Genomic DNA, 20,873 nt, shown 5'->3' on the forward strand with positions numbered 1-20,873 from the left:
GCACTGACGGCACCACCCGTTTCAGCCAGGACTTCGTTGCGCCGGTAAACTGCGGCCCCCTCGCTCACTGCGAACACCCTCAGTATAGATAAATACTGTATGTATGAACAGTATTTTATGGACAAAATTTGGAAGGCGATCCATACTCAAAAACGTCAAAATCCGTGCCGGAATTGCGCGTTCGTCTTCGATCGCGTATACTTTTCGCGTTGACGTAACACAGTGTGTTCTGCGGCAACCAACCGCAAAACCCTGATAAAAACCTCGCTTAGGCGGGGTTTTTTGTTTTCACCACCCAACAAACGAAACGTGATCCCTGACGCATTTTTGCGCAGATGAAAATATTTCCATTGTCACATCCGAAAACCTGTGTTTGTATAAATTCAATCAATGATTCCAAACACAGGTCCCCAATGACTTCATCCATCTTCACTTCGACCCTACTAAAAACTGCGCAACCTGCCGCAGTGGTCGTCGTGCGTGTGGTGGTGGTCGTCGGCAATGCGCCGTAGGGACTGGATCAACACACGAATCCAAAACCCCGCCGGCGCAAACCGGGCGGGGTTTTTCGTTTAGGACCCTCCCCGGAAGGCTGGCTCAGAAGAAAAGGACTGGAGCATGGCAAGTTCGGGCACAACATCCACCAAGACGCGTTTTACAGGCGCGCAGCTGATTGTTCATTTACTGGAACGACAGGGCATCACCACCGTTGCGGGCATCCCGGGTGGGACCGTACTGCCGCTGTATGATGCGTTAAGCCAAAGCACACAGATCCGCCACGTGCTGGCGCGCCACGAGCAGGGCGCAGGCTTTATCGCCCAGGGCATGGCGCGTACCCAGGGTAAACCGGCGGTCTGTATGGCCTGTAGCGGGCCGGGCGCCACTAACCTGGTGACCGCCATCGCCGACGCGCGTCTCGACTCCATTCCGCTGATCTGCATTACCGGCCAGGTGCCGTCCTCGATGATCGGCACCGATGCGTTCCAGGAAGTCGACACCTACGGCATCTCTATCCCCATCACCAAACATAACTATTTAGTTCGCGATATTAGCGAGCTGCCTCAGGTTATCAGCGATGCGTTCCGCATTGCGCAGTCTGGCCGCCCGGGCCCGGTGTGGATAGACATTCCTAAGGATGTCCAGACCGCAGAAATTGAGATCGACGTTCTGCCGGAGCCGGGTGACCGTGCCCCCGCGCCAGAATTCAGCGCTGAGAGCGTGCGCGATGCGGCGGCGATGATCAACGCCGCCAAACGCCCGGTGCTCTATCTGGGCGGCGGGACGATCAACGCCGCGGATGAAATCCGCCAGTTCGCTGAAAAAGCTAATTTGCCCACCACTATGACCCTGATGGCGCTGGGTATGCTGCCAAAAGCGCACCCGCTCTCTCTCGGCATGCTGGGCATGCACGGCGCGCGCAGCACCAACTACATCCTGCAAGAGGCGGATTTGCTGATAGTTATGGGGGCGCGTTTTGATGACCGGGCGATTGGCAAAACCGAGCAGTTCTGCCCGAACGCCAAAATCATTCACGTGGATATCGACCGCGCCGAGCTGGGTAAAATCAAGCAGCCGCACGTGGCGATCCAGGGCGACGTGGCCGAGGTGCTGGCGCAGCTGATCCCGCAGACGGAGGCAACCGACCGCGCCGACTGGCGCCAGCTGGTAGCCGATCTGCAACGGGAGTTCCCGGGCGCTATCCCAACCGAGGGCGACCCGCTGAGCCACTATGGTCTTATCAACGCCGTCGCCGCCTGCGTGGATGACAGCGCGATTATCACCACCGACGTCGGCCAGCATCAGATGTGGACCGCTCAGGCGTATCCGCTGAACCGTCCGCGCCAGTGGCTGACCTCCGGCGGCCTTGGCACCATGGGCTTCGGCCTGCCAGCAGCGGTTGGCGCGGCGCTCGCCAACCCGGACCGCAAGGTGATCTGCTTCTCCGGTGACGGCAGCCTGATGATGAATATTCAGGAGATGGCGACGGCGGCCGAAAACCAGTTAGACGTCAAAATCATTCTGATGAACAACGAGGCGCTGGGTCTGGTGCACCAGCAGCAGAGCCTGTTCTACAAGCAGGGCGTGTTTGCGGCGACCTATCCGGGGATGATCAACTTTATGCAGATTGCCGCTGGTTTTGGCCTGCACACCTGCGATCTGAACGCCGAAGAAGATGCCCACGCGGCGTTGCAGGATGCGATTTCTCGCCCTGGCCCGGCGCTGATCCACGTGCGTATCGACCCTGAACAAAAAGTGTATCCGATGGTGCCGCCGGGTGCGGCAAATACTGAGATGGTGGGGGAATAAGCCATGCAGAAACAATGTGATAACGTCATTCTGGAACTCACCGTCCGCAACCACCCAGGCGTCATGACCCACGTCTGTGGGCTCTTTGCCCGTCGGGCGTTTAACGTGGAAGGCATTCTGTGCCTGCCGATTCAGGGCAGCGAGCACAGCCGCATCTGGCTACTGGTGAACGACGACCAGCGTCTGGAGCAGATGATGGCGCAGATCGACAAGCTGGAGGACGTCACCAAAGTGGCACGCAACCAGTCCGATCCCACCATGTTTAACAAAATTGCGGTGTTTTTTGAGTAAATCACTTAAGGTAAGAGGCTTTTGCCGGATGGCGCTGCGCTTATCCGGCCTGCAAGGACGTTACACGTAGGCCGGATAAGGCGTTTGCGCCGCCATCCGGCGCGTTCACGCATCAGGATCAAACCATGACCACCATCGCCCTTATCGACGACCACCTTATCGTTCGCTCCGGCTTTGCCCAGCTTTTAAACCTCGAACCGGATTTTCAGGTCGTGGCCGAGTTTGGCTCAGGACGCGAGGCGCTGGCGGGCCTGCCGGGACGCGGGGTACAGGTCTGTATCTGCGATATCTCTATGCCGGACCTCTCTGGGCTGGAGCTGTTAAGCCAGCTGCCGAAAGGAATGGCGACGATCATGCTCTCGGTCCACGACAGCCCGGCGCTTGTCGAGCAGGCGCTCAACGCGGGGGCGCGCGGGTTTCTCTCTAAACGCTGTAGCCCGGACGAGCTGATTGCCGCCGTGCGCACCGTCTCCACCGGAGGCTGCTACCTGACGCCGGATATTGCCATCAAGCTGGCGGCGGGACGGCAGGATCCGCTCACCAGACGCGAGCGCCAGGTGGCAGAGAAACTTGCCCAGGGCATGTCGGTGAAAGAGATTGCCGTAGAGCTGGGGCTGTCGCCAAAGACCGTTCACGTTCATCGCGCCAACCTGATGGAAAAACTCAACGTCAGTAACGATGTCGAGCTGGCGCGCCGTATGTTTGACAGCTGGCAATGAACTCCCTGTTTTCGCGGCTGATCGCCGTTGTTGCCAGCTTTTTCATCTTCTCCGCCGCGTGGTTCTGTCTGTGGAGTATCAGCCTGCATCTTGTCGAGCGCCCGGAGCTGGCGGTGCTGCTGTTCCCCTTTGGCCTGCGGCTGGGGCTAATGCTGCAATGCCCGCGCGGCTACTGGCCGGTGCTGCTGGGCGCAGAGTGGCTGATGCTGATCTGGCTGGCGCAGGAAGTGGCGTTGGCGCACCTGCCTTTATTGATGACCGGAAGCCTGCTCACGCTTATCCCGGTCGCCCTGATTTCCCGCTACCGTCACCAGCGCGACTGGCGCACGCTGCTGCGTCAGGGTGCGGCGCTGATTGCCGCCGCGCTGTTGCAGTCCCTGCCGTGGGTGGGTGAAAAGGAGGGGCTCAACGCCCTGCTGCTGACCCTCACCGGCGGCCTGACGCTGGCCCCGACCTGCCTTGTGATCTGGCATTACCTTACCAGCACCGTCTGGCAGCCGCTCGGCCCGGCGCTGGTCTCCCAGCCGGTGAACTGGCGCGCCCGGCACCTGATCTGGTATCTGCTGCTGTTTGTGGTGAGCCTGTGGTTGCAGCTTGGTCTGCCCGCTGAATTATCACGCTTCACGCCGTTTTGTCTGGCGCTGCCGATCATCGCCCTTGCCTGGCATTACGGCTGGCAGGGCGCATTGATCGCCACGCTGATGAACGCCATCGCGCTGATTGCCAGCCAGACCTGGCACGATCACCCGGTAGATCTGCTGCTCTCGCTGCTGGCTCAGAGCCTCACCGGGCTGCTGCTCGGCGCGGGCATACAGCGCCTGCGCGAGCTGAACCAGTCCCTCCAAGCCGAGCTGGCGCGCAACCGCCGTCTGGCGGAGCGTCTGCTGGAGACGGAAGAGAGCGTGCGCCAGGAGGTTGCTCGCGAATTGCACGATGATATCGGCCAGACCATCACCGCCATCCGCACCCAGGCGGGCATTGTTCAGCGCCTGGCGGCAGAAAACGCGGGCGTGAAGCAGGGCGGGGCGCATATCGAACAGCTTTCGCTGGGCGTCTATGATTCCGTTCGTCGCCTGTTAGGGCGGCTGCGCCCGCGCCAGCTTGACGATCTCTCGCTCGAGCAGGCAATACGCTCTCTGATGCGCGAGATGGAGCTGGAGAGCCGCGGGATTGTCAGCCATCTCGACTGGCGCATTAACGAACCTGCGCTGAGTGAAGGCCAGCGTGTGACGCTGTTCCGCGTCTGCCAGGAAGGGCTGAACAACATCGTCAAGCACGCCAGCGCCAGCGCGGTAACGATCCAGGGCTGGCAGCAGGACGAGCGCCTGATGCTGGTGATTGAAGACGACGGCTGCGGCCTGCCGCCGGGCTCCGGCCAGCAGGGGTTTGGCCTGGCGGGCATGCGCGAGCGCGTGAAGGCGCTGGGCGGCACGCTGACGATCTCCTGCACCCACGGAACGCGCGTCAGCGTCAGTTTGCCGTTAAGGACACACCATGTTTAAAACCCCCGCCAGCGCCGCCCCGCTAAGCAACAAAGCGGAAATCGATGCCCGCTATCGCTACTGGCGTCGCCATATCCTGATTACCATCTGGCTCGGCTACGCGCTGTTCTACTTCACCCGCAAAAGCTTCAACGCCGCCGCGCCGGAAATTCTCGCCAGCGGCGTGATGACGCGCACCGATATTGGCCTGCTGGCGACGCTGTTTTACATCACCTACGGCCTGTCGAAGTTCTTCTCCGGCATCGTCAGCGACCGCTCCAACGCGCGTTATTTTATGGGCGTCGGGCTGATCGCCACCGGGGTGGTGAACATCCTGTTTGGCTTCTCCACCTCGCTGTGGGCCTTTGCCCTGCTGTGGGCGCTGAACGCCTTTTTCCAGGGCTGGGGCGCGCCGGTCTGCGCCCGCCTGCTCACCGCCTGGTACTCACGCAACGAGCGCGGCGGCTGGTGGGCGATATGGAATACCGCGCATAACGTCGGCGGGGCGCTGATCCCGATGGTGGTCGGCGCGGCGGCGCTGCACTACGGCTGGCGCGCGGGGATGATGATTGCCGGTGGCCTCGCGATTGTCGCCGGACTGTTCCTCTGCTGGCGCCTGCGCGACAGGCCGCAAACCGTCGGCCTTCCACCGGTGGGCGACTGGCGGCACGACGAGATGGAGATCGCCCAGCAGCAGGAAGGGGCCGGGCTGTCCCGCCAGGAGATCCTCACCAAATACGTGCTGAAAAACCCGTACATCTGGCTGCTGTCGCTCTGCTACGTGCTGGTCTACGTGGTGCGCGCGGCGATCAACGACTGGGGCAATCTGTACATGTCCGAAACTCTCGGCGTGGACCTGGTGACCGCCAACTCGGCGGTGACGATGTTCGAGCTGGGCGGGTTTATCGGCGCGCTGGTGGCGGGCTGGGGCTCGGACAAGCTGTTCAACGGTAACCGCGGGCCGATGAACCTGATTTTTGCTGCCGGGATCTTACTCTCCGTCGGCTCGCTGTGGCTGATGCCGTTCGCCAGCTACGTGATGCAGGCGGCGTGCTTCTTCACCATCGGTTTTTTCGTCTTTGGCCCGCAGATGCTGATCGGCATGGCGGCGGCGGAGTGTTCCCACAAAGAGGCGGCAGGCGCGGCGACGGGCTTTGTCGGGCTGTTTGCCTACCTTGGCGCATCGCTCTCCGGCTGGCCGCTGGCGCGGGTGATCGACGTCTGGCACTGGAGCGGGTTCTTCGCGGTGATCGCCATCGCGGCGGGCATCTCCGCCCTGCTGTTGCTGCCGTTTTTGCACGCGCAGGCACCGCGCGAAGCGTGACGCGCCTCACCTTTTGCTGCCGAGACGCGCAAAACTAAGAAATTTTCCCGGTTTCACCTGGACGCTGTCTCAGGCATCTCTCCTGGCTGGTTTTTACAATGCTGCAAAAATCAGCTCAGGAGTAACTCAGTCATGCTGGCCTTCTTAAATCAGGTGCGCAAGCCGACCCTGGATCTGCCGCTCGACGTGCGGCGCAAGATGTGGTTCAAACCGTTCATGCAGTCCTATCTGGTGGTCTTCATCGGCTACCTGACCATGTACCTGATCCGCAAAAACTTTAACATCGCGCAGAACGACATGATCTCAACCTACGGGCTGAGCATGACGCAGCTGGGGATGATTGGCCTGGGCTTCTCCATCACCTACGGCGTGGGGAAAACGGTTGTGTCCTACTACGCGGACGGCAAAAATACCAAGCAGTTCCTGCCGTTTATGCTGATCCTCTCCGCCATCTGTATGCTCGGCTTTAGCGCCAGCATGGGCGCGGGCTCCGTCAGCCTGTTCCTGATGATCGCCTTCTACGCCCTGAGCGGTTTCTTCCAGAGCACCGGCGGGTCGTGCAGCTACTCCACCATCACCAAATGGACGCCGCGCCGCAAGCGGGGTTCGTACCTCGGCATGTGGAACATCTCCCACAACCTCGGCGGAGCGGGCGCGGCCGGCGTGGCGCTGTTCGGTGCGAACTACCTGTTCGACGGCCACGTGATTGGCATGTTTATCTTCCCGTCGATTATCGCCCTGATTGTCGGCTTTATCGGCCTGCGCTACGGCAGCGATTCCCCGGAATCCTACGGCCTCGGCAAAGCTGAAGAGCTGTTCGGGGAGGAGATCAGCGAGGAGGACAAAGAGACCGAAGAAAACGAGATGTCCAAATGGCAGATCTTTGTTGAGTACGTGCTGAAAAACAAAGTGATCTGGCTGCTCTGCTTCTCGAACATCTTCCTGTACGTGGTGCGTATCGGTATCGACCAGTGGTCCACCGTGTATGCCTTCCAGGAGCTGAAGCTCTCGAAAGAGGTGGCGATTCAGGGCTTCACCCTGTTCGAAGTAGGCGCGCTGGTCGGTACCCTGCTGTGGGGCTGGCTCTCGGACCTCGCCAACGGCCGTCGCGCGCTGGTGGCCTGCGTCGCGCTGGCGCTGATTATCGCCACGCTCGGCGTTTACCAGCACGCCAGCAACCAGTACGTTTACCTGGCGTCGCTGTTTGCGCTCGGCTTCCTGGTGTTCGGTCCGCAGCTGCTGATCGGCGTGGCGGCGGTTGGCTTTGTGCCGAAAAAAGCGATCGGCGCAGCCGATGGGATTAAGGGCACCTTCGCTTACCTGATCGGCGACAGCTTCGCCAAGCTCGGTCTGGGCATGATCGCCGACGGCACGCCAATTTTCGGCCTCACCGGCTGGGCGGGCACCTTCGCCGCGCTGGATGCGGCAGCGATTGGCTGTATCGTCCTGATGGCGATGGTTGCGGTGCTGGAAGAGCGTAAGATCCGCCGCGAGAATCGTGCGCAGAAATTAAAAGTAGCCTGAGTGTGCAGGTAACTTCTTTGCCCGGTGTGTGATGCCGGGCTTTTTTATTTTTCACGGCCTGCCTTTTACCTTTACCCCGCTTTACACACCCGCTCCTCCGTATGCTCTACAGTGTTTTTTGCTGCCGCCTTTCGTGCAGCCTTAGCCCTTTTTGCTAACGGAGAGCTTGCATGTTGACCCGACGATTGTCCTGCCTGGCGCTGTTGATGGCGCTGGCCTCCCCCGCAATGGCCGCGGATGCCCCCACCTACGGCGAGAAGCTGGAAGGTTTTGACTACGGCTGGCCGGTAAAACACTTTACCTTTACCTCGCAGAACCAGCCTCTGGATATGGCTTACCTGGACGTGAAGCCGGAAAAACCCAACGGCCGCACCGTGGTGCTGATGCACGGCAAAAACTTCTGCGCTGGCACCTGGGACGGCACGATCCGCGCGCTTTCAGCCAGCGGGTATCGCGTGATCGCACCCGACCAGATCGGCTTCTGCAAATCCACCAAGCCGGAGCATTATCAGTACACCTTCCAGCAGCTGGCGGATAACACCCACGCGCTGCTGAAAACGCTCGGCGTTGATCGCGTGACGGTTATCGGCCATTCGACCGGCGGCATGCTGGCGACCCGCTACGCGCTGATGTGGCCGCAGCAGGTGGAGCAACTGGTGATGGTGAACCCAATAGGGCTTGAAGACTGGAAAGCGCGCGGCGTGCCGCATATTACGGTCGACCAGTGGTACCAGCGCGAGCTGAAAGTCAGCGCCGACGGTATTCGTCAGTACGAGAAAAACACCTACTACGCCGGGGAGTGGAAGCCGGAGTACGAGCGCTGGGTCACCATGCTTGCCGGGTTAAACAACGGGCCGGGCAAAGCGCGCGTGGCGTGGAACTCGGCGCTGCTCTACGACATGATTTATACCCAGCCGGTCGTCTATGAATTTAGCGAGCTGAAGATGCCGGTATTATTGATGATCGGCACGAAGGACAACACCGCCATCGGGAAAGATCTCGCCCCACCGGAGATCCGCAAGACGCTCGGTAACTACACGGTGCTGGGCAAAGAGACGGCGAAGCGCATCCCGCACGCGACGCTGATTGAATTTAACGACATGGGCCACGCGCCGCAGATGCAGGATCCTGCACGCTTCCACGAGGCGCTGCTGAAAGGGCTTCAGGCGCGCTGACTGGTCTCCAGCAACAGCCCGCGCAGCCACGCCTGCGCGAGGTTGCGGTGCGTTCTGCCGTGCCAGGCCATGCTTTTGGTAAAACCGGGCACGGGAACCGGCGTCTCGCAGACGAACATCCCCGTCTGCTTTTCCGCTATGCGTGATGGCACAACGGCAATCATATCGCTGAGGGCCAGCACGTCCGGCAGGACTAAAAAGTTACTCACCGATAAGCCAACATGCCGCGTTCGGCCAGTTTTCTCCAGCGCGCCATCCGTTACGCCGCGAAAACCGTCGCCCTCGTAAGAGACCAGCACATGCTCCAGGGCGCAAAACCGGTCTAACGTCATGGGCTGTCCGGCATCCGGATGATCGGCACGCATCATGCAAACGTACCGTTCATCATAAAGCGCCCGGCTGTGAAGCTCATCTGGCGTGGTGTGCGGGGTGATCAGCGCCACGTCGACAGAGCCTTGTTCGAGCTGGCTGACCAGACGGTCAGATTCCACAGGCACCACGCGCACGCGAATACCCGGCGCCTGCACCTTAAGCGCAGCGATAAACGGCACGACGACCGCGCGCAGGGCGTAGTCGGTCGCGGCAAGCGTGAAGGTGAACGTTGCGGTGAGCGGATCAAAGGCGATCGGCTGAAGCAGCTCGTCGATATCTGCCAGAATGCGTTTGACGGGAGCCGCCATTGCTTCCGCCCGGGTGGTAGGCACGATGCCGTGCGGCGCGCGGATAAACAGCGGGTCTTCAAAGTAATCCCGCAGGCGGTTAAGCATGCCGCTTACCGCTGGCTGGGTCAGGGCAAGACGCGCCGCCGCGCGGGTGACGCTGCGTTCGTCCAGCAGGGCATCCAGCGTTTTCAGCAGGTTAAGATCCAGCGTGCGCAGATCCGCTTTCATGACGTTTTTCCACCTCTTTTCCGTTTACTATTATGGCGCTGCCCGCTGTTGACGCGCTGCGTTTCCCGCTATGATGGGCGGCTAGTCTAAGGAGAACGCATGGTCTGGATAATGCTGGCAACGCTTGCCGTGGTGTTTGTGGTTGGATTTCGTGTCCTGACCTCAGACTCCCGCCGCGCCATCAAACGTTTAAGCGAGCGGCTGGGGATCACCCCGATGCCGGTCGAGTCGATGATTGACCAGTTCGGTAAAACGCCGGGCAATGAGTTTATCCGCTATCTTGAACGCCCCGACGAGGCGCATCTGCAAAATGCCGCCCAGGTGCTGCTGATCTGGCAGGTCTGCATCGTCGACGCCAGCGAAGAGAATCTGCATACCTGGCACCGCATGCTGCGTAAAGCCCGTCTGGCCGCGCCGATCACCGACGCGCAAATCCGCCTCGCGCTCGGCTTTATGCGCGAGATAGAGCCAGACCCGCAGGAGTTCAACGCCTTCCAGCTGCGCTACAACCAGCTTTTCCTGCCGGAAGAGGGCGTGTTTTACCTGCACTGATATCACAAAACGTGATGAAGAGTATAAAGCATCGTCATTAGATTTATATCACCCGCAGGCGCACCATCACCTTATCAACTAACCGATGAGGTGAACCATGAAACAATCCGCCATTATCTGGCCGAACGACTACCTGCCCGGCACCACCGATAACTTTGCCTCCAACGAAATCATCGTCGCCGGGCTGAGCGCAAAAGAGATTTGGGCGCAGCTCAACGACACCACCCTGTGGCCGAACTACTACAGCAACGCCGAAGATATCCGTTTTCACGACGGCAGCGGCCCGGCGCTGAGCGCCAACGCCCGCTTCCGCTTCACCACCTTTGGCTTCCCGGTTGAGGCGCAGGTGACGGAGTATGTTCCGCCCGTGGAGGGCGAAGCCGCGCGTATCGCGTGGCACGGCTGGGTAGAAGGGGATGCAAATTCGCGTCTGGACGTGATCCACGCCTGGCTGTTTGAAGACCTGCCGGGAAACCGCGTGCGCATTCTGACTCAGGAGTCGCAGAAAGGCGTGCCGGCGCAGGAATTAGCGCGCACGGTGCCAAACCCAATGATTAACGGGCATCAGGAGTGGATCGTGGGATTAGCGAATGCCGCTCTTAAGGCTCGCGGGTAATTTTGCCCGGTGGCGCTTTGCTTACCGGGCCTACAAGCCCGTAGGCCGGCGCAAGCGCAGCGCCGCCCGGCATTAAAAAACGACAAAAGTTGTCGAAACGTTAAATTCGTCACACTTTTGATGATAAACTGCGCGACTTTTCCGCACGTTTTTATCTTCAGGTGATGCCATGACAGAACATACCCAGCCCACGACTACACCGCAGGCCAAAGAGGTTTCACGCCCCAACTGGTCGGCGGTTTTCTCCGTGGCATTTTGCGTCGCCTGCCTGATCACCGTCGAGTTCCTGCCGGTCAGCCTGCTGACGCCGATGGCGCAGGATCTGGGCATTTCCGAGGGCGTGGCGGGGCAGTCGGTGACCGTCACCGCGTTTGTGGCGATGTTCGCCAGCCTGTTTATCACGCAGGCGATCGGCACCATCGACCGCCGCAAGGTGGTCATTCTGTTCAGCGTGCTGCTGACGCTCTCCTGCCTGCTGGTCTCTTTCGCTGAAAGCTTCACCCTGCTGCTGCTCGGCCGTGCCTGTCTGGGGCTGGGATTAGGCGGCTTCTGGGCGATGTCCGCCTCGCTGACCATGCGCCTGGTGCCCGCGCGTACGGTGCCAAAAGCCTTGTCCGTTATCTTCGGTGCGGTCTCGATCGCGCTGGTGATCGCCGCGCCGCTGGGCAGTTTCCTCGGTGGAATTATCGGCTGGCGCAACGTCTTTAACGCGGCGGCGGTGATGGGCGTGCTGTGCATTATCTGGGTGTGGAAGGCGCTGCCGTCCCTTCCGGGGGAAGCGGCGCACCACAAACAGAACATGTTCGCGCTGCTGAAGCGCCCCGGCGTGCTGGCGGGGATGACCGCCATCTTCATGGCCTTTGCCGGGCAGTTTGCTTTCTTCACCTATATCCGCCCGGTGTATATGACCATGGCGGGCTTTGACGTGGACGGCCTGACGCTGGTGCTCCTGAGCTTCGGGATCGCCAGTTTTGTCGGCACCTCGCTGTCGTCCCAGTTCCTGAAGCGCTCCCTGAAGGTGGCGCTGGCGGGTGCCCCGCTGGTGCTGGCGATCAGCGCCGCGGTGCTGGTGTTGTGGGGCAGCGATAAGTGGGTGGCTTCGGCGATCGCGATTATCTGGGGCTTTGCCTTTGCGCTGGTGCCGGTGGGCTGGTCGACGTGGATCACCCGCTCGCTTGCCGATCAGGCGGAAAAAGCCGGGTCGATTCAGGTGGCGGTGATCCAGCTGGCGAATACCTGCGGCGCGGCGGTGGGCGGCGTAGCGCTCGACCACCTGGGGCTGACCTCGCCGCTGGTAATTTCCGGCACGCTGATGCTGCTGACCGCGCTGCTGGTGGCGGGGAAGGTTAAGGCGAAGTAGTGCTTTTCTCCCTCTCCCGTGGGAGAGGGTTGGGGTGAGGGCATCAGGCTACGCCGATGTCTGAACCCGTCTTCTCGAATCCATCGAAATCAACACCACCGACGACACAATCAGCAGCGTCCCCAGCCAGTCCGGCAGGGTGAATGCCACCCCCAGCAACACCACCGACAGCAGCGCGCTGCTCAGCGGCTCGGCGCAGCTCAGAATGCTCGCCTTCGGCCCGCCGATCATCTGTGCGCCTTTCAGATACAGGCTGAACGTCAGCGCGGTACCTATCACCACCAGGTAGAAAAACGCCAGCAGCAGGCCCCCGTCGATCACGAAGGTGGTGCCGCGTCCGGCGTAGAACGGCGTCAGCATTAGTCCCGCAATCAACATACTCCAGCCGACAATCGGCAGCGTGCCGTAGCGGGCGATAAGCGTCGACGGGTACGTCGTATAAAACGCCGCGGCAAACGCCGAGGCGATACCGAAGAACAGCGCGGCCGGCGAGATGGAGAGCGACGTCGGGTCGCCGTGGGTTACCAGCAGGAAGGTGAGCTGCACGGTAAGCGCGCCAGCCAGCGAGAAAAACAGCAGGCTGAGGGCGTCTTTGCGGTTTTTGACGACCGAGAAAATCTTGTCGCCGTGAACGAAGGAGAGCGTCAGCAGGATCACGCCGGTAAACAGCAGACGAACCATGGTCAGGTAAGGCGAAGAGATGTGGCTTTTCTCCATAATGTACTGCGCGCAAACCCCGGAACTGCCCCATAAAACGGCGGCGATCAGGACGTTGAGCATCCCTTTGCGTGTGGAACCCATGTTCTCCCCTGTTATGTTGGTTTTTTTGTAGCATAACATGGGATCTTGCCGGGTGGCGCTACGCTTACCCGGCCTACAAAACCTTGTAGGCCCGTGCAAGCGCAGCGCCGCCGGGCGAAACAAACGACGCTGTACTAGAACCACGCCTCCCACATCGCGCCGACGTTGAAGTCGTCCAGCGTTTCATCTTTGGTGTTGTTCACGCGCGCGGTACGTTCGTTATCCACCTTGCCGCCGGTCACGTAGAAGCGCAGCATCGGACGGAACTCCGGCCCCATGGCGATAGACATGTTCTGCGACAGGGTCAGCTTCCAGCCCTTGTTGTCGCCGCCGTTGTCGTAATCCACGTGCTGCCAGCCCGCTTCCAGCCAGGTGGAGTGAACGTCGTTCCACCAGTGCATCGGGCGCACGATGGCGTTGTAGTTCTTGCGGTTGTCGGTCTTATCGCGGCTGTTGTCGTAGTCATGGAAGGCGAGGAGGTACTCCACCTGCGTCGCCTGGGTGAATTTGTACAGCCCTTCGAAGCTGGCGTAGACCGTGGTCAGATCCTCGGTTTTGTTGAACACGCTGTTGTCCGCGTTATCGGAGTAGCGGGCAATCACCTTGTTCACGCCGCTGTCGTTGGTGTGGCTCAGCACCACGCCGCCCTGCCAGGCGTTCAGACGTTCGTCGCTCTCAACGGCTTTGGAGTCAAAGCCGTAGTTGGCGTACAGCTCCAGATCCAGCGGACCGAGCTTCATACCGTGGATTTTAGACGTCGCGGCGTAGTTGCCTTTGTCGCCCGTGCCGGACCCGCCGGTACAGGTGATGCGCGACGGGTTGGCTTCGTCTTCCATCACTTCTGGGCTACAGGATTCCACCGCTGCCACGGCGGCCACGTCAAACTGCACGCCGCCGATATCGAAGTTCTTCACCCCGGCGCCCTGACCGTCGTGGTTCATCCAGAAGTAATCGTTGATGCCCTGCTGCGGACGCTGGTGGAAGTCGCGACCCGCCCAGAAGTAGGCGTTCGGGTTGGAGGCCATAATGTTGGTCACGCCCGCGTAGGCTTTCTTGAGGTTAACTTCGTCGCCCCAGTGGTCGATCATCACGTTGATGTCCCAGATGGCGCCGTTTTCGCCCTTGAAGGCTTTAGAGAGCTGGAACTCGCCGCCGTTGCCTTCGTTACCCAGACGACCAATGGCCGACGCGCCGTTGTAGGAGCCGTCCACCGCCACGTATTTCTGATCGGCGGCCTGGAAGTGCGCGCCGTAGCGGGCGTAGCCGGTGAATTTGATGCCAAACGGGATCGCCATATCCGGAGATTGCGCCGCGCTCTGCGGCTCGGTCACCACGTCCGCTTTTTTCGCGACCGCCGCGTCCATTTTGGCCTGACGCTCGGCCAGGGCTTTATCCACCGCTTTTGCCACAATGGCGTCGATTTGCTCCTGAGTGAATTCCTGAGCGAGAACGGAAATTGGGCAAAGCGCGGCGATAACCGCCATGGTTAATGGAAGTTTTTTAATCGTATTCATGGTTATCTCAATATAGTTTAATTTTATTCAGACAATAACCATCCCGCTCCGATCTGACAGAGTATGTCGCTATCATCAGAACAAGTGGATCTCTATTTAGGGTACAGAGGTATTACAGTAATTATTTCGCCATAGACTATCTCTGATATAAATGAATAATTTCTTCGGATAACTCGCGCGCTAATAAGGAATTCATTAAATGATCCTGGGCGTGCACCATAATTAAGGTCATCGGCTGGCGGGCTTCGCCCGCATCCTGCTCGATCAGTTTGGTCTGCATCTTGTGCGCCTGGCGTGCGTAGCCGTCGGCTTCGCGCAGCAGGCTTTTGGCCTCGTCAAGGTTGCCCTGACGCGCCGCGTGCAGGGCTTCAAAGCACAAGCTGCGGGACTGGCCAGCGTTGACGATAATTTCCATTACGGCTTCTTCTAGTGCGATCATCATCATTACTCTTTATCAAAACTATTATTTAAGGCGGTGGCGGCAAACCACTCTCCGCTTTTTTTAATGGTGCGCTGCTGCGTCTCTACATCGAGCTGAATAAAACCGTAGCGGTTTTTATACGCATTACACCACGACCAGTTATCAATAAACGTCCACATATGATAGCCAAGGCAATTGCAGCCTTCGCTAATACCTTTGTGCAGCCACGATAAATGCTCAGAAATAAAATCGATGCGGTATTGATCGTTAATCTGGCCATTTTCAATAAAGCGCTGCTCGTTTTCGACGCCCATGCCGTTTTCCGAAATAAAGCAGCGAGGGTTACCGTAATTATCGCGCAGGTTAACCAGAATATCGTAAATACCCGGCGCGTAGATTTCCCAGCCGCGGTACGGGTTCATCTTACGGCCCGGCATCTCGTAATTATCAAAGAACCACTCCGGCATAAACGGCGCCTGCGGGTTCACCGCGCTGTCGCGACACTTCACGCGACGCGGCTGATAGTAGTTAACGCCGAGCAGGTCGATTTTCCCTTCCGCAATCAGGAAACCGTCTTCCGGCTTGCAGGCGGGCAGCTGATCGTAAGATTTCAGCAATGCCACCAGGTCCGCCGGATACTCCCCGCGCAGCACCGGGTCGAGGAAGCTGCGGTTAAACATCAGGTCCGCTATGTGCGCCGCCTTCACGTCCGCCGGGTTCCGGGAGCGCGGGTACGACGGCGTCAGGTTGAGCACGATGCCGATCTCACCCGCGTAGTGTCCGGCGCGGTAAGCCTGAACGGCCTTCGCATGGGCCAGCACGGTGTGATACGCCACGGTCGCCGCCCGACGAAAATCCACCACGTTCGGGTAGTGGAAGTCGTACAGATAACCGCCTTCCACCGGAACAATCGGCTCATTGAAGGTAAACCAGTGCAGCACGCGGTCGCCGAATAGCTCGAAGCAAATCTGCGCATAGCGGGCGTACGCGTCCACCACGTCACGGTTTTCCCAGCCGCCAATCTCCTGCATCGCCATCGGCATGTCGAAATGGAACAGGGTGATAAACGGCGTGATGCCCTGTTCATTCAGCTCATCAATGACCTGATTGTAAAAATCGACCGCGTCCGGGCTCACTTCACCGATACCGTCGGGGATCAGGCGCGCCCAGCTAATCGAGGTGCGAAAGCTGTTGTGGTTCAGCTGCTTTAACAGCTGAATGTCCGTTTTCCAGTGCTGATAAAACGTGGAGGTGTGCTGCGGCCCCACGCCGTTGTGAAAACGGTTCGGCTCGCGGGCAAACCAGTAATCCCACGTGGTTTCACCCTCTCGTGTCCCTTCCGTCTGGAGAGCGGAGCTTGCGCTGCCCCACCAGAAGTTATCGGGAAATGCGTATTTCATGACTCTTCCTCTTTGACTTAATTGCTGGCGGCTTCAGCGTTACCGACGGTCGCCTGAGCTTTCTGCTCTTCGTTTTTGATGAGCGTACGCTCATAGGCACGCAGGAACGGCAGGTACATCAGCGCGGACATCACCATACAGACCAGGCACATCACCACCGGGCTGAGCGCCCAGTTCGCCGCCCACGACGCACCAATCGGCGCGGGGGTGGTCCACGGGGTTAACGAAACCACCTGAGCCAGCCAGCCGAGTTTGGTTGCGCCGTACGCCAGGCAGGCGTTGACCAGCGGAACAAACACGAACGGGATAAACAGCATCGGGTTCATGATGATCGGTGCGCCGAACAAAATCGGTTCGTTGATGTTAAAGAAGCTTGGCACCACGCCCATTTTGCCGATGGTGCGCAGGTGGGTAACGCGGCTACGCAGCAGCAGGAACGCCAGCGGCAGGGTGGAGCCCACGCCGCCTATCAGCAGGTAGTGATCCCAGAAACCTTGCAGATAAACGTGCGGCAGCGCCGCGCCCGCCGCCAGCGCCGCCTGGTTTGCAGAGAGGTTCGCCATCCAGAACGGGTTCATGATGCCGGTGACAATCAGCGACCCGTGGATACCAGCGAACCAGAAGATCTGGCACAGCAGCACGGAGAGCAGAATGGCGGGCAGCGAGTCAGACGCCGACACCAGCGGCTCCAGCAGGTGCATAATCGCCTGCGGGATGATCATCCCGGTCTGCGCTTCAATGAACAGGTTCAGCGGGTGCAGCGTTCCGATCACCACCATCACCGGGATCAGGATCTCAAACGAACGCGCCACGCCGGTCGGCACTTCCTTCGGCAGGCGGATGGTGACGTTGTTCTGTTTCAGCCACGCATAGACGCGAGTGGAGTAGATCGCGGTGATAAGCGCAGTGAAGATCCCCTGACCGGAGAGATACTGGGTCGAAATTTTGCCATCGGCATAGGGCGCGGCGACCAGCAGGAAGGCCATAAAGGCCAGCAGGCCGGACATCACCGGATCGAGGTTAAACTGACGCCCCAGGCTTGCCCCAATCCCCACCGAGATGAAGAAGGTCATCACGCCCATGCTGAGGTTAAAGGGCAGCATCAGCTGTTCGCGGTAGGTCTCGGAGAAATCCAGCCAGCCGCGGGCGAAGCTGTTGGTGGTATCCGCCGAAAACGGCGGGAAGATAAACACCAGCATAAACGAGCCGATGATCATAAACGGCAGCGCAGCGGTAAAGCCGTCGCGGATGGCAATCACATACTTTTGCTGACCGAGCTTCGCGGCCAGCGGCGTAATTGACTGCTCAATCACCGCGACCATGGATTGATATAACGAACTCATGTGAACACCTTTTAGTGTGCCGCTTCGATGAGCGACAGAGCATAGTCCAGTACTTTATCGCCACGCTGCATGCCGTAATCCATCATGTCGATGGGCTGCACCGGAATGCCTTGCGTCGCTGCCTTGTCTGAGAGCGTCTTTAACATGTATTTCACTTGCGGTCCGAGAAGCACCACCTGATAGTGCGGAAACTGCGTATCAAATTCGGATACGCCATACGCATCTATCTTCACGGGCAAGCCCCGTTCTTTTGCAACATCGATCATTTTGCTGACCAGCAGGCTGGTGGACATCCCGGCAGAGCAGCACAGCATAATCTTGAACATCGACAACCATCCTCAAAATGTAAAAAGTTATTGCGAGGATGATTGGACATGATACGGAAACCGGTTTCCATTTATAAAAGACAGAAGTGTGACAACCATCAAGATCCCTTACTTATGAGGCTAATTAACCGGATGTGGGTCACATAATTTGGCTGTTTTGGCATCAAATTGAGTGGAAACGGAAAATCGGTTTCCATGGAAAACGGAAACGGATATACTCCGTTCTGGCTATAATGTGAGCCGTAGCGGTGATGGAAATTACAGATGCCAGTTGCGTCTGACAGGGGAGAGAGATGTCTACAATCAACGATGTATCGCGTCTGGCCGGGGTGTCCAAAGCCACGGTATCACGGGTGTTGAGCGGGTCGCGTGGCGTTAAAGAAGCCAGCCGCCAGGCTGTTCTGAAAGCGGTGGACGAGCTGAACTATCGTCCCAACGTGATCGCCCAGTCGCTGCTCAGCCAGTCGACGGGCTGCATTGGGGTGATTTGCGCGCAGGAAAACATTAACCAGACCACCGGTTACCTGTACGCGCTGGAAAAACACCTCAGCCAGCATCAAAAACATCTGCTGCTGCGTTTCGCACACACAAAAACAGAAGTGATGAACGCCCTTGAAGAACTCTCCTGCGGCTTATGTGATGACATTCTGGTGATTGGCGCGCGTTTCCCGCTGGACGTGGACATGGACAACGTGATTCTGGTCGACTGTATGGAAGCCGATAACGCCAACAGCATTCAGTTCGATCACGCGTTCGCGGCCGAAACGGCCTGTAACTATCTCACCAGCCAGGGGCGTCGCCAGATAGCGCTGATCCACCCGCACGGCAGCGGCTTTGCCGATCAGGTGCTGCTGGGCTACAAACACGCGCTGGAGAAAAACTTCCTGCCCTTTAATCGCAACCTCGTGTTTATGGACGCGACTTCATCGTCCGTTGCGCTTCAGGAATTACTCAACAACGCGTCCACGCTGAACTTCAACGCGCTGCTGGTGGCGGATGAGCAGGAAGCCCAGCGGGTGATCCCGCAGTTACAGGCGTTTAATAAATCGGTACCGGAAGACATCATGGTTTTCAGCCTCGGCGGTTCGCTGCATCTGCCGGGTATTCCGGTGATCCCGGCCATTGAGTATTCCATGGACGCCATGGCGGCGCGCATCGTGAGCTGGCTGACAGAGAAAACGCAGATGCTCGGGTCCTACGTTCTGCGCGGGGATTTGATTATTCCGGATGTGCGGAAGCGTTAAACGTGTGATGTAGGCCGGGTAAGCGCAGCGCCACCCGGCGCTCAACCCTCAGTAATCTTCCATACAATCCACCTGACTTACTGCATCCCAGTAGGCGTCCAGGTTGTCACGCTTCACGGCGGTGATGGCGTTTTTGATCAGCAGCTGATTGGCCTCAGACGACAAAATCATCGCCTGCCAGGCCTTATCGCTCTGCTTTTTCTGCGGGGTACAGGTTTTCTTCACATCTTTCAGGACCTGCTGTTTTATTTGCGCCTCTTTCTCCGGAGCGCTCTTCTCCTGCGCGTGAACAAACGCAGCGAAAATCAGGCAAACGAGCAGGCAAACCAGGTGTGCAGATTTCATCGAAACCTCCTTTGAAAGTCACATGCTTCCCCTGAAATATATCGTTACATTCATCAACGCGATTCAAGCCAAAAGTATGAATTTACGCATTCTGCGTGCGGGATCCGATCGCCAGTGCAATGCCATAGCTTACTAACACCGCGAGACTCATTTTCAGCATCGTTTCTCCGCCGATACCGGCGAGAGGCGCTGCGATCCCGCCGAATAAAAACATCAGCATGCCCAGAATGGCTGACGCTGTGCCGGACTCCTTCGCGTCGACTGCGCTCATCGCTTCTGAACCCGCAATGGTGCTGATCCCGCTGTTAAATGCGACGGTGAAAAAGAGTGCAATCAGTGCCGGAACGGAAAGCTGCATCCACGCAAAGAGCAACGTCAGCCCCGCGCAGGTTACGGCCAACACCAGACCTATTTGCATTAACCCTTCCGCCGGGTGTCGGCGTGCCAGACGGGAGAAAATCAGCGCTGAGACGATCAGGCCGATACCGTTCACACCGAACAGCAGGCTGAACTGCATGGCGCTCAGGCCATACTCGTTTTGCATCACAAAGGAGGATGCCCCGATATAGGCGAACAGCCCCGCCAGCATGAAGGCCTGGATCAGGCAGTAGCGCATAAAGCGACGATTTTTAAGTACCGTCCTGGCGGTTTGCGTCAGCGATCCCCCGCCCTGTTTCTCTGTGAGGGACTCGCGGATAAAAAGCTGGCTGGCGATCAGCAGCGCCAGACCCGCCCCTGCCATTACCCAGAACAGCATCCGCCAGTCGAAATGCGACGCGATATAGCCACCGAGTACCGGGGACACCACGGGCGCGATGCCGTTGACCGTCATCAGTAGGGCAAAAAACTGCGTTAGCATCGTGCCATGATAGTTATCACGGGCGATGGAGCGGGCAAGTACGGAGCCGCCCGCCCCGGCAACGCCCTGCACAAATCGCCAGCCGATCAGGGCGTAAATATTCTGCGTGCTGGCACAAAGCACTGAAGCCAGTACAAACAGCAAAAGTGAGAACAGCAGCGGCGTTTTACGTCCGATGCGATCGCTTAGCGGGCCGAAAAAGAGTTGTCCCAGCCCCAGGCCAATCAGCGCCGAGGTAAGAGAAAGCTGCGTCAGCGTTGTGGAGGTGTTGAGCTGGGTGGCGATCTCCGGCAGCGCCGGAAGATAAAAATCGGAACACAGCGGCCCGATCGCCGTCAGCAGGCCAAGGATGGCCGCGAAAGAAAAAGAGAGTTTTGCCAT

The 20,873-nt window shown here is 58.9% G+C and carries 21 protein-coding genes; 12 read left to right on the forward strand and 9 right to left on the reverse strand.

Going from position 1 to position 20,873, the window contains the following annotated elements:
• Positions 1 to 413 precede the first annotated feature (413 nt).
• From ivbL to O1721_RS03900, 8 genes are all read left to right on the forward strand, one after another.
• On the forward strand, positions 414 to 512 hold the full coding sequence (gene ivbL, locus O1721_RS03865) for an ilvB operon leader peptide IvbL (protein ID WP_057979964.1): 99 nt from the start codon (positions 414 to 416) through the stop codon (positions 510 to 512).
• A 106-nt stretch (positions 513 to 618) separates the two neighbouring features.
• On the forward strand, positions 619 to 2,307 hold the full coding sequence (ilvB, locus tag O1721_RS03870) for an acetolactate synthase large subunit (protein WP_015570114.1): 1,689 nt from the start codon (positions 619 to 621) through the stop codon (positions 2,305 to 2,307).
• 3 nt (positions 2,308 to 2,310) lie between these two features.
• A complete protein-coding gene (ilvN, locus tag O1721_RS03875) occupies positions 2,311 to 2,598 on the forward strand; it encodes an acetolactate synthase small subunit (RefSeq protein WP_015570113.1) in 288 nt (95 codons plus the stop codon).
• A gap of 125 nt (positions 2,599 to 2,723) precedes the next feature.
• Positions 2,724 to 3,317, forward strand: coding sequence for a response regulator transcription factor UhpA (uhpA, locus tag O1721_RS03880; RefSeq protein WP_003861054.1), 594 nt, complete (start codon positions 2,724 to 2,726; stop codon positions 3,315 to 3,317).
• Positions 3,314 to 4,819, forward strand: a complete 1,506-nt coding sequence (gene uhpB, locus O1721_RS03885; protein WP_017694010.1) for a signal transduction histidine-protein kinase/phosphatase UhpB — start codon at positions 3,314 to 3,316, stop codon at positions 4,817 to 4,819. The genes uhpA and uhpB overlap by 4 nt, the downstream gene beginning before the upstream one ends.
• Positions 4,812 to 6,122, forward strand: a complete 1,311-nt coding sequence (gene uhpC, locus O1721_RS03890; protein ID WP_017383677.1) for an MFS transporter — start codon at positions 4,812 to 4,814, stop codon at positions 6,120 to 6,122. Before uhpB ends, uhpC begins: the two co-directional genes overlap by 8 nt.
• 132 nt (positions 6,123 to 6,254) lie before the next feature.
• Positions 6,255 to 7,646, forward strand: coding sequence for a hexose-6-phosphate:phosphate antiporter (gene uhpT, locus O1721_RS03895; protein WP_006808805.1), 1,392 nt, complete (start codon positions 6,255 to 6,257; stop codon positions 7,644 to 7,646).
• A gap of 170 nt (positions 7,647 to 7,816) precedes the next feature.
• Positions 7,817 to 8,821 carry an alpha/beta fold hydrolase gene (locus O1721_RS03900; protein WP_032646693.1) on the forward strand — a complete coding sequence of 335 codons (1,005 nt, stop codon included), beginning with the start codon at positions 7,817 to 7,819 and terminating at the stop codon, positions 8,819 to 8,821.
• Here the strand turns inward: O1721_RS03900 and O1721_RS03905 are convergent.
• A complete protein-coding gene (locus O1721_RS03905) occupies positions 8,809 to 9,711 on the reverse strand; it encodes a LysR family transcriptional regulator (protein ID WP_015570111.1) in 903 nt (300 codons plus the stop codon). The genes O1721_RS03900 and O1721_RS03905 overlap by 13 nt on opposite strands.
• A 99-nt stretch (positions 9,712 to 9,810) precedes the next feature.
• Between O1721_RS03905 and O1721_RS03910 the strand changes: the two genes are divergently transcribed.
• The 3 genes from O1721_RS03910 (at position 9,811) to nepI (ending at position 12,239) form a co-directional block, all read left to right on the forward strand.
• Complete coding sequence (locus tag O1721_RS03910) at positions 9,811 to 10,263, forward strand: DUF1198 domain-containing protein (protein WP_017383675.1); 453 nt, start codon at positions 9,811 to 9,813, stop codon at positions 10,261 to 10,263.
• Positions 10,264 to 10,360: 97 nt separating this feature from the next.
• Entirely contained in the window at positions 10,361 to 10,879 is a 519-nt protein-coding gene (locus O1721_RS03915) for an SRPBCC domain-containing protein (protein WP_017694007.1), read from the forward strand.
• Positions 10,880 to 11,048: 169 nt separating this feature from the next.
• Positions 11,049 to 12,239, forward strand: coding sequence for a purine ribonucleoside efflux pump NepI (gene nepI / locus O1721_RS03920; protein ID WP_015570108.1), 1,191 nt, complete (start codon positions 11,049 to 11,051; stop codon positions 12,237 to 12,239).
• Positions 12,240 to 12,287: 48 nt separating this feature from the next.
• Here nepI and O1721_RS03925 read toward each other — a convergent pair whose 3' ends face one another.
• The 6 genes from O1721_RS03925 to O1721_RS03950 all read right to left on the reverse strand — a co-directional run bounded on the left by O1721_RS03925 (position 12,288) and on the right by O1721_RS03950 (position 18,044).
• Entirely contained in the window at positions 12,288 to 13,040 is a 753-nt protein-coding gene (locus O1721_RS03925) for an EamA family transporter (RefSeq protein WP_063413707.1), read from the reverse strand.
• A 134-nt stretch (positions 13,041 to 13,174) separates the two neighbouring features.
• A complete protein-coding gene (locus O1721_RS03930; protein ID WP_032646695.1) occupies positions 13,175 to 14,554 on the reverse strand; it encodes a carbohydrate porin in 1,380 nt (459 codons plus the stop codon).
• A 136-nt stretch (positions 14,555 to 14,690) separates the two neighbouring features.
• Positions 14,691 to 14,993 carry a PTS lactose/cellobiose transporter subunit IIA gene (locus O1721_RS03935; protein WP_014168006.1) on the reverse strand — a complete coding sequence of 101 codons (303 nt, stop codon included), beginning with the start codon at positions 14,991 to 14,993 and terminating at the stop codon, positions 14,691 to 14,693.
• A gap of 5 nt (positions 14,994 to 14,998) precedes the next feature.
• On the reverse strand, positions 14,999 to 16,375 hold the full coding sequence (locus O1721_RS03940; RefSeq protein WP_023302831.1) for a glycoside hydrolase family 1 protein: 1,377 nt from the start codon (positions 16,373 to 16,375) through the stop codon (positions 14,999 to 15,001).
• Between the two features lie 17 nt (positions 16,376 to 16,392).
• On the reverse strand, positions 16,393 to 17,718 hold the full coding sequence (locus O1721_RS03945) for a PTS sugar transporter subunit IIC (protein WP_023302832.1): 1,326 nt from the start codon (positions 17,716 to 17,718) through the stop codon (positions 16,393 to 16,395).
• 11 nt (positions 17,719 to 17,729) lie between these two features.
• Positions 17,730 to 18,044 carry a PTS sugar transporter subunit IIB gene (locus O1721_RS03950; RefSeq protein ID WP_003861034.1) on the reverse strand — a complete coding sequence of 105 codons (315 nt, stop codon included), beginning with the start codon at positions 18,042 to 18,044 and terminating at the stop codon, positions 17,730 to 17,732.
• 293 nt (positions 18,045 to 18,337) lie between these two features.
• Here O1721_RS03950 and O1721_RS03955 point away from each other — a divergent pair, with 293 nt between their 5' ends.
• A complete protein-coding gene (locus O1721_RS03955; RefSeq protein ID WP_003861033.1) occupies positions 18,338 to 19,288 on the forward strand; it encodes a LacI family DNA-binding transcriptional regulator in 951 nt (316 codons plus the stop codon).
• A 48-nt stretch (positions 19,289 to 19,336) separates the two neighbouring features.
• Here O1721_RS03955 and O1721_RS03960 read toward each other — a convergent pair whose 3' ends face one another.
• The gene (locus tag O1721_RS03960; protein ID WP_003861030.1) at positions 19,337 to 19,633 is read right to left on the reverse strand and encodes a YicS family protein; all 297 of its coding nucleotides are present in this window, start codon (positions 19,631 to 19,633) and stop codon (positions 19,337 to 19,339) included.
• A gap of 82 nt (positions 19,634 to 19,715) precedes the next feature.
• The gene (locus tag O1721_RS03965) at positions 19,716 to 20,873 is read right to left on the reverse strand and encodes a multidrug effflux MFS transporter (protein WP_032646699.1); all 1,158 of its coding nucleotides are present in this window, start codon (positions 20,871 to 20,873) and stop codon (positions 19,716 to 19,718) included.

The sequence above is a fragment of the Enterobacter cloacae complex sp. HYC033_NIDB genome (assembly GCF_056673335.1).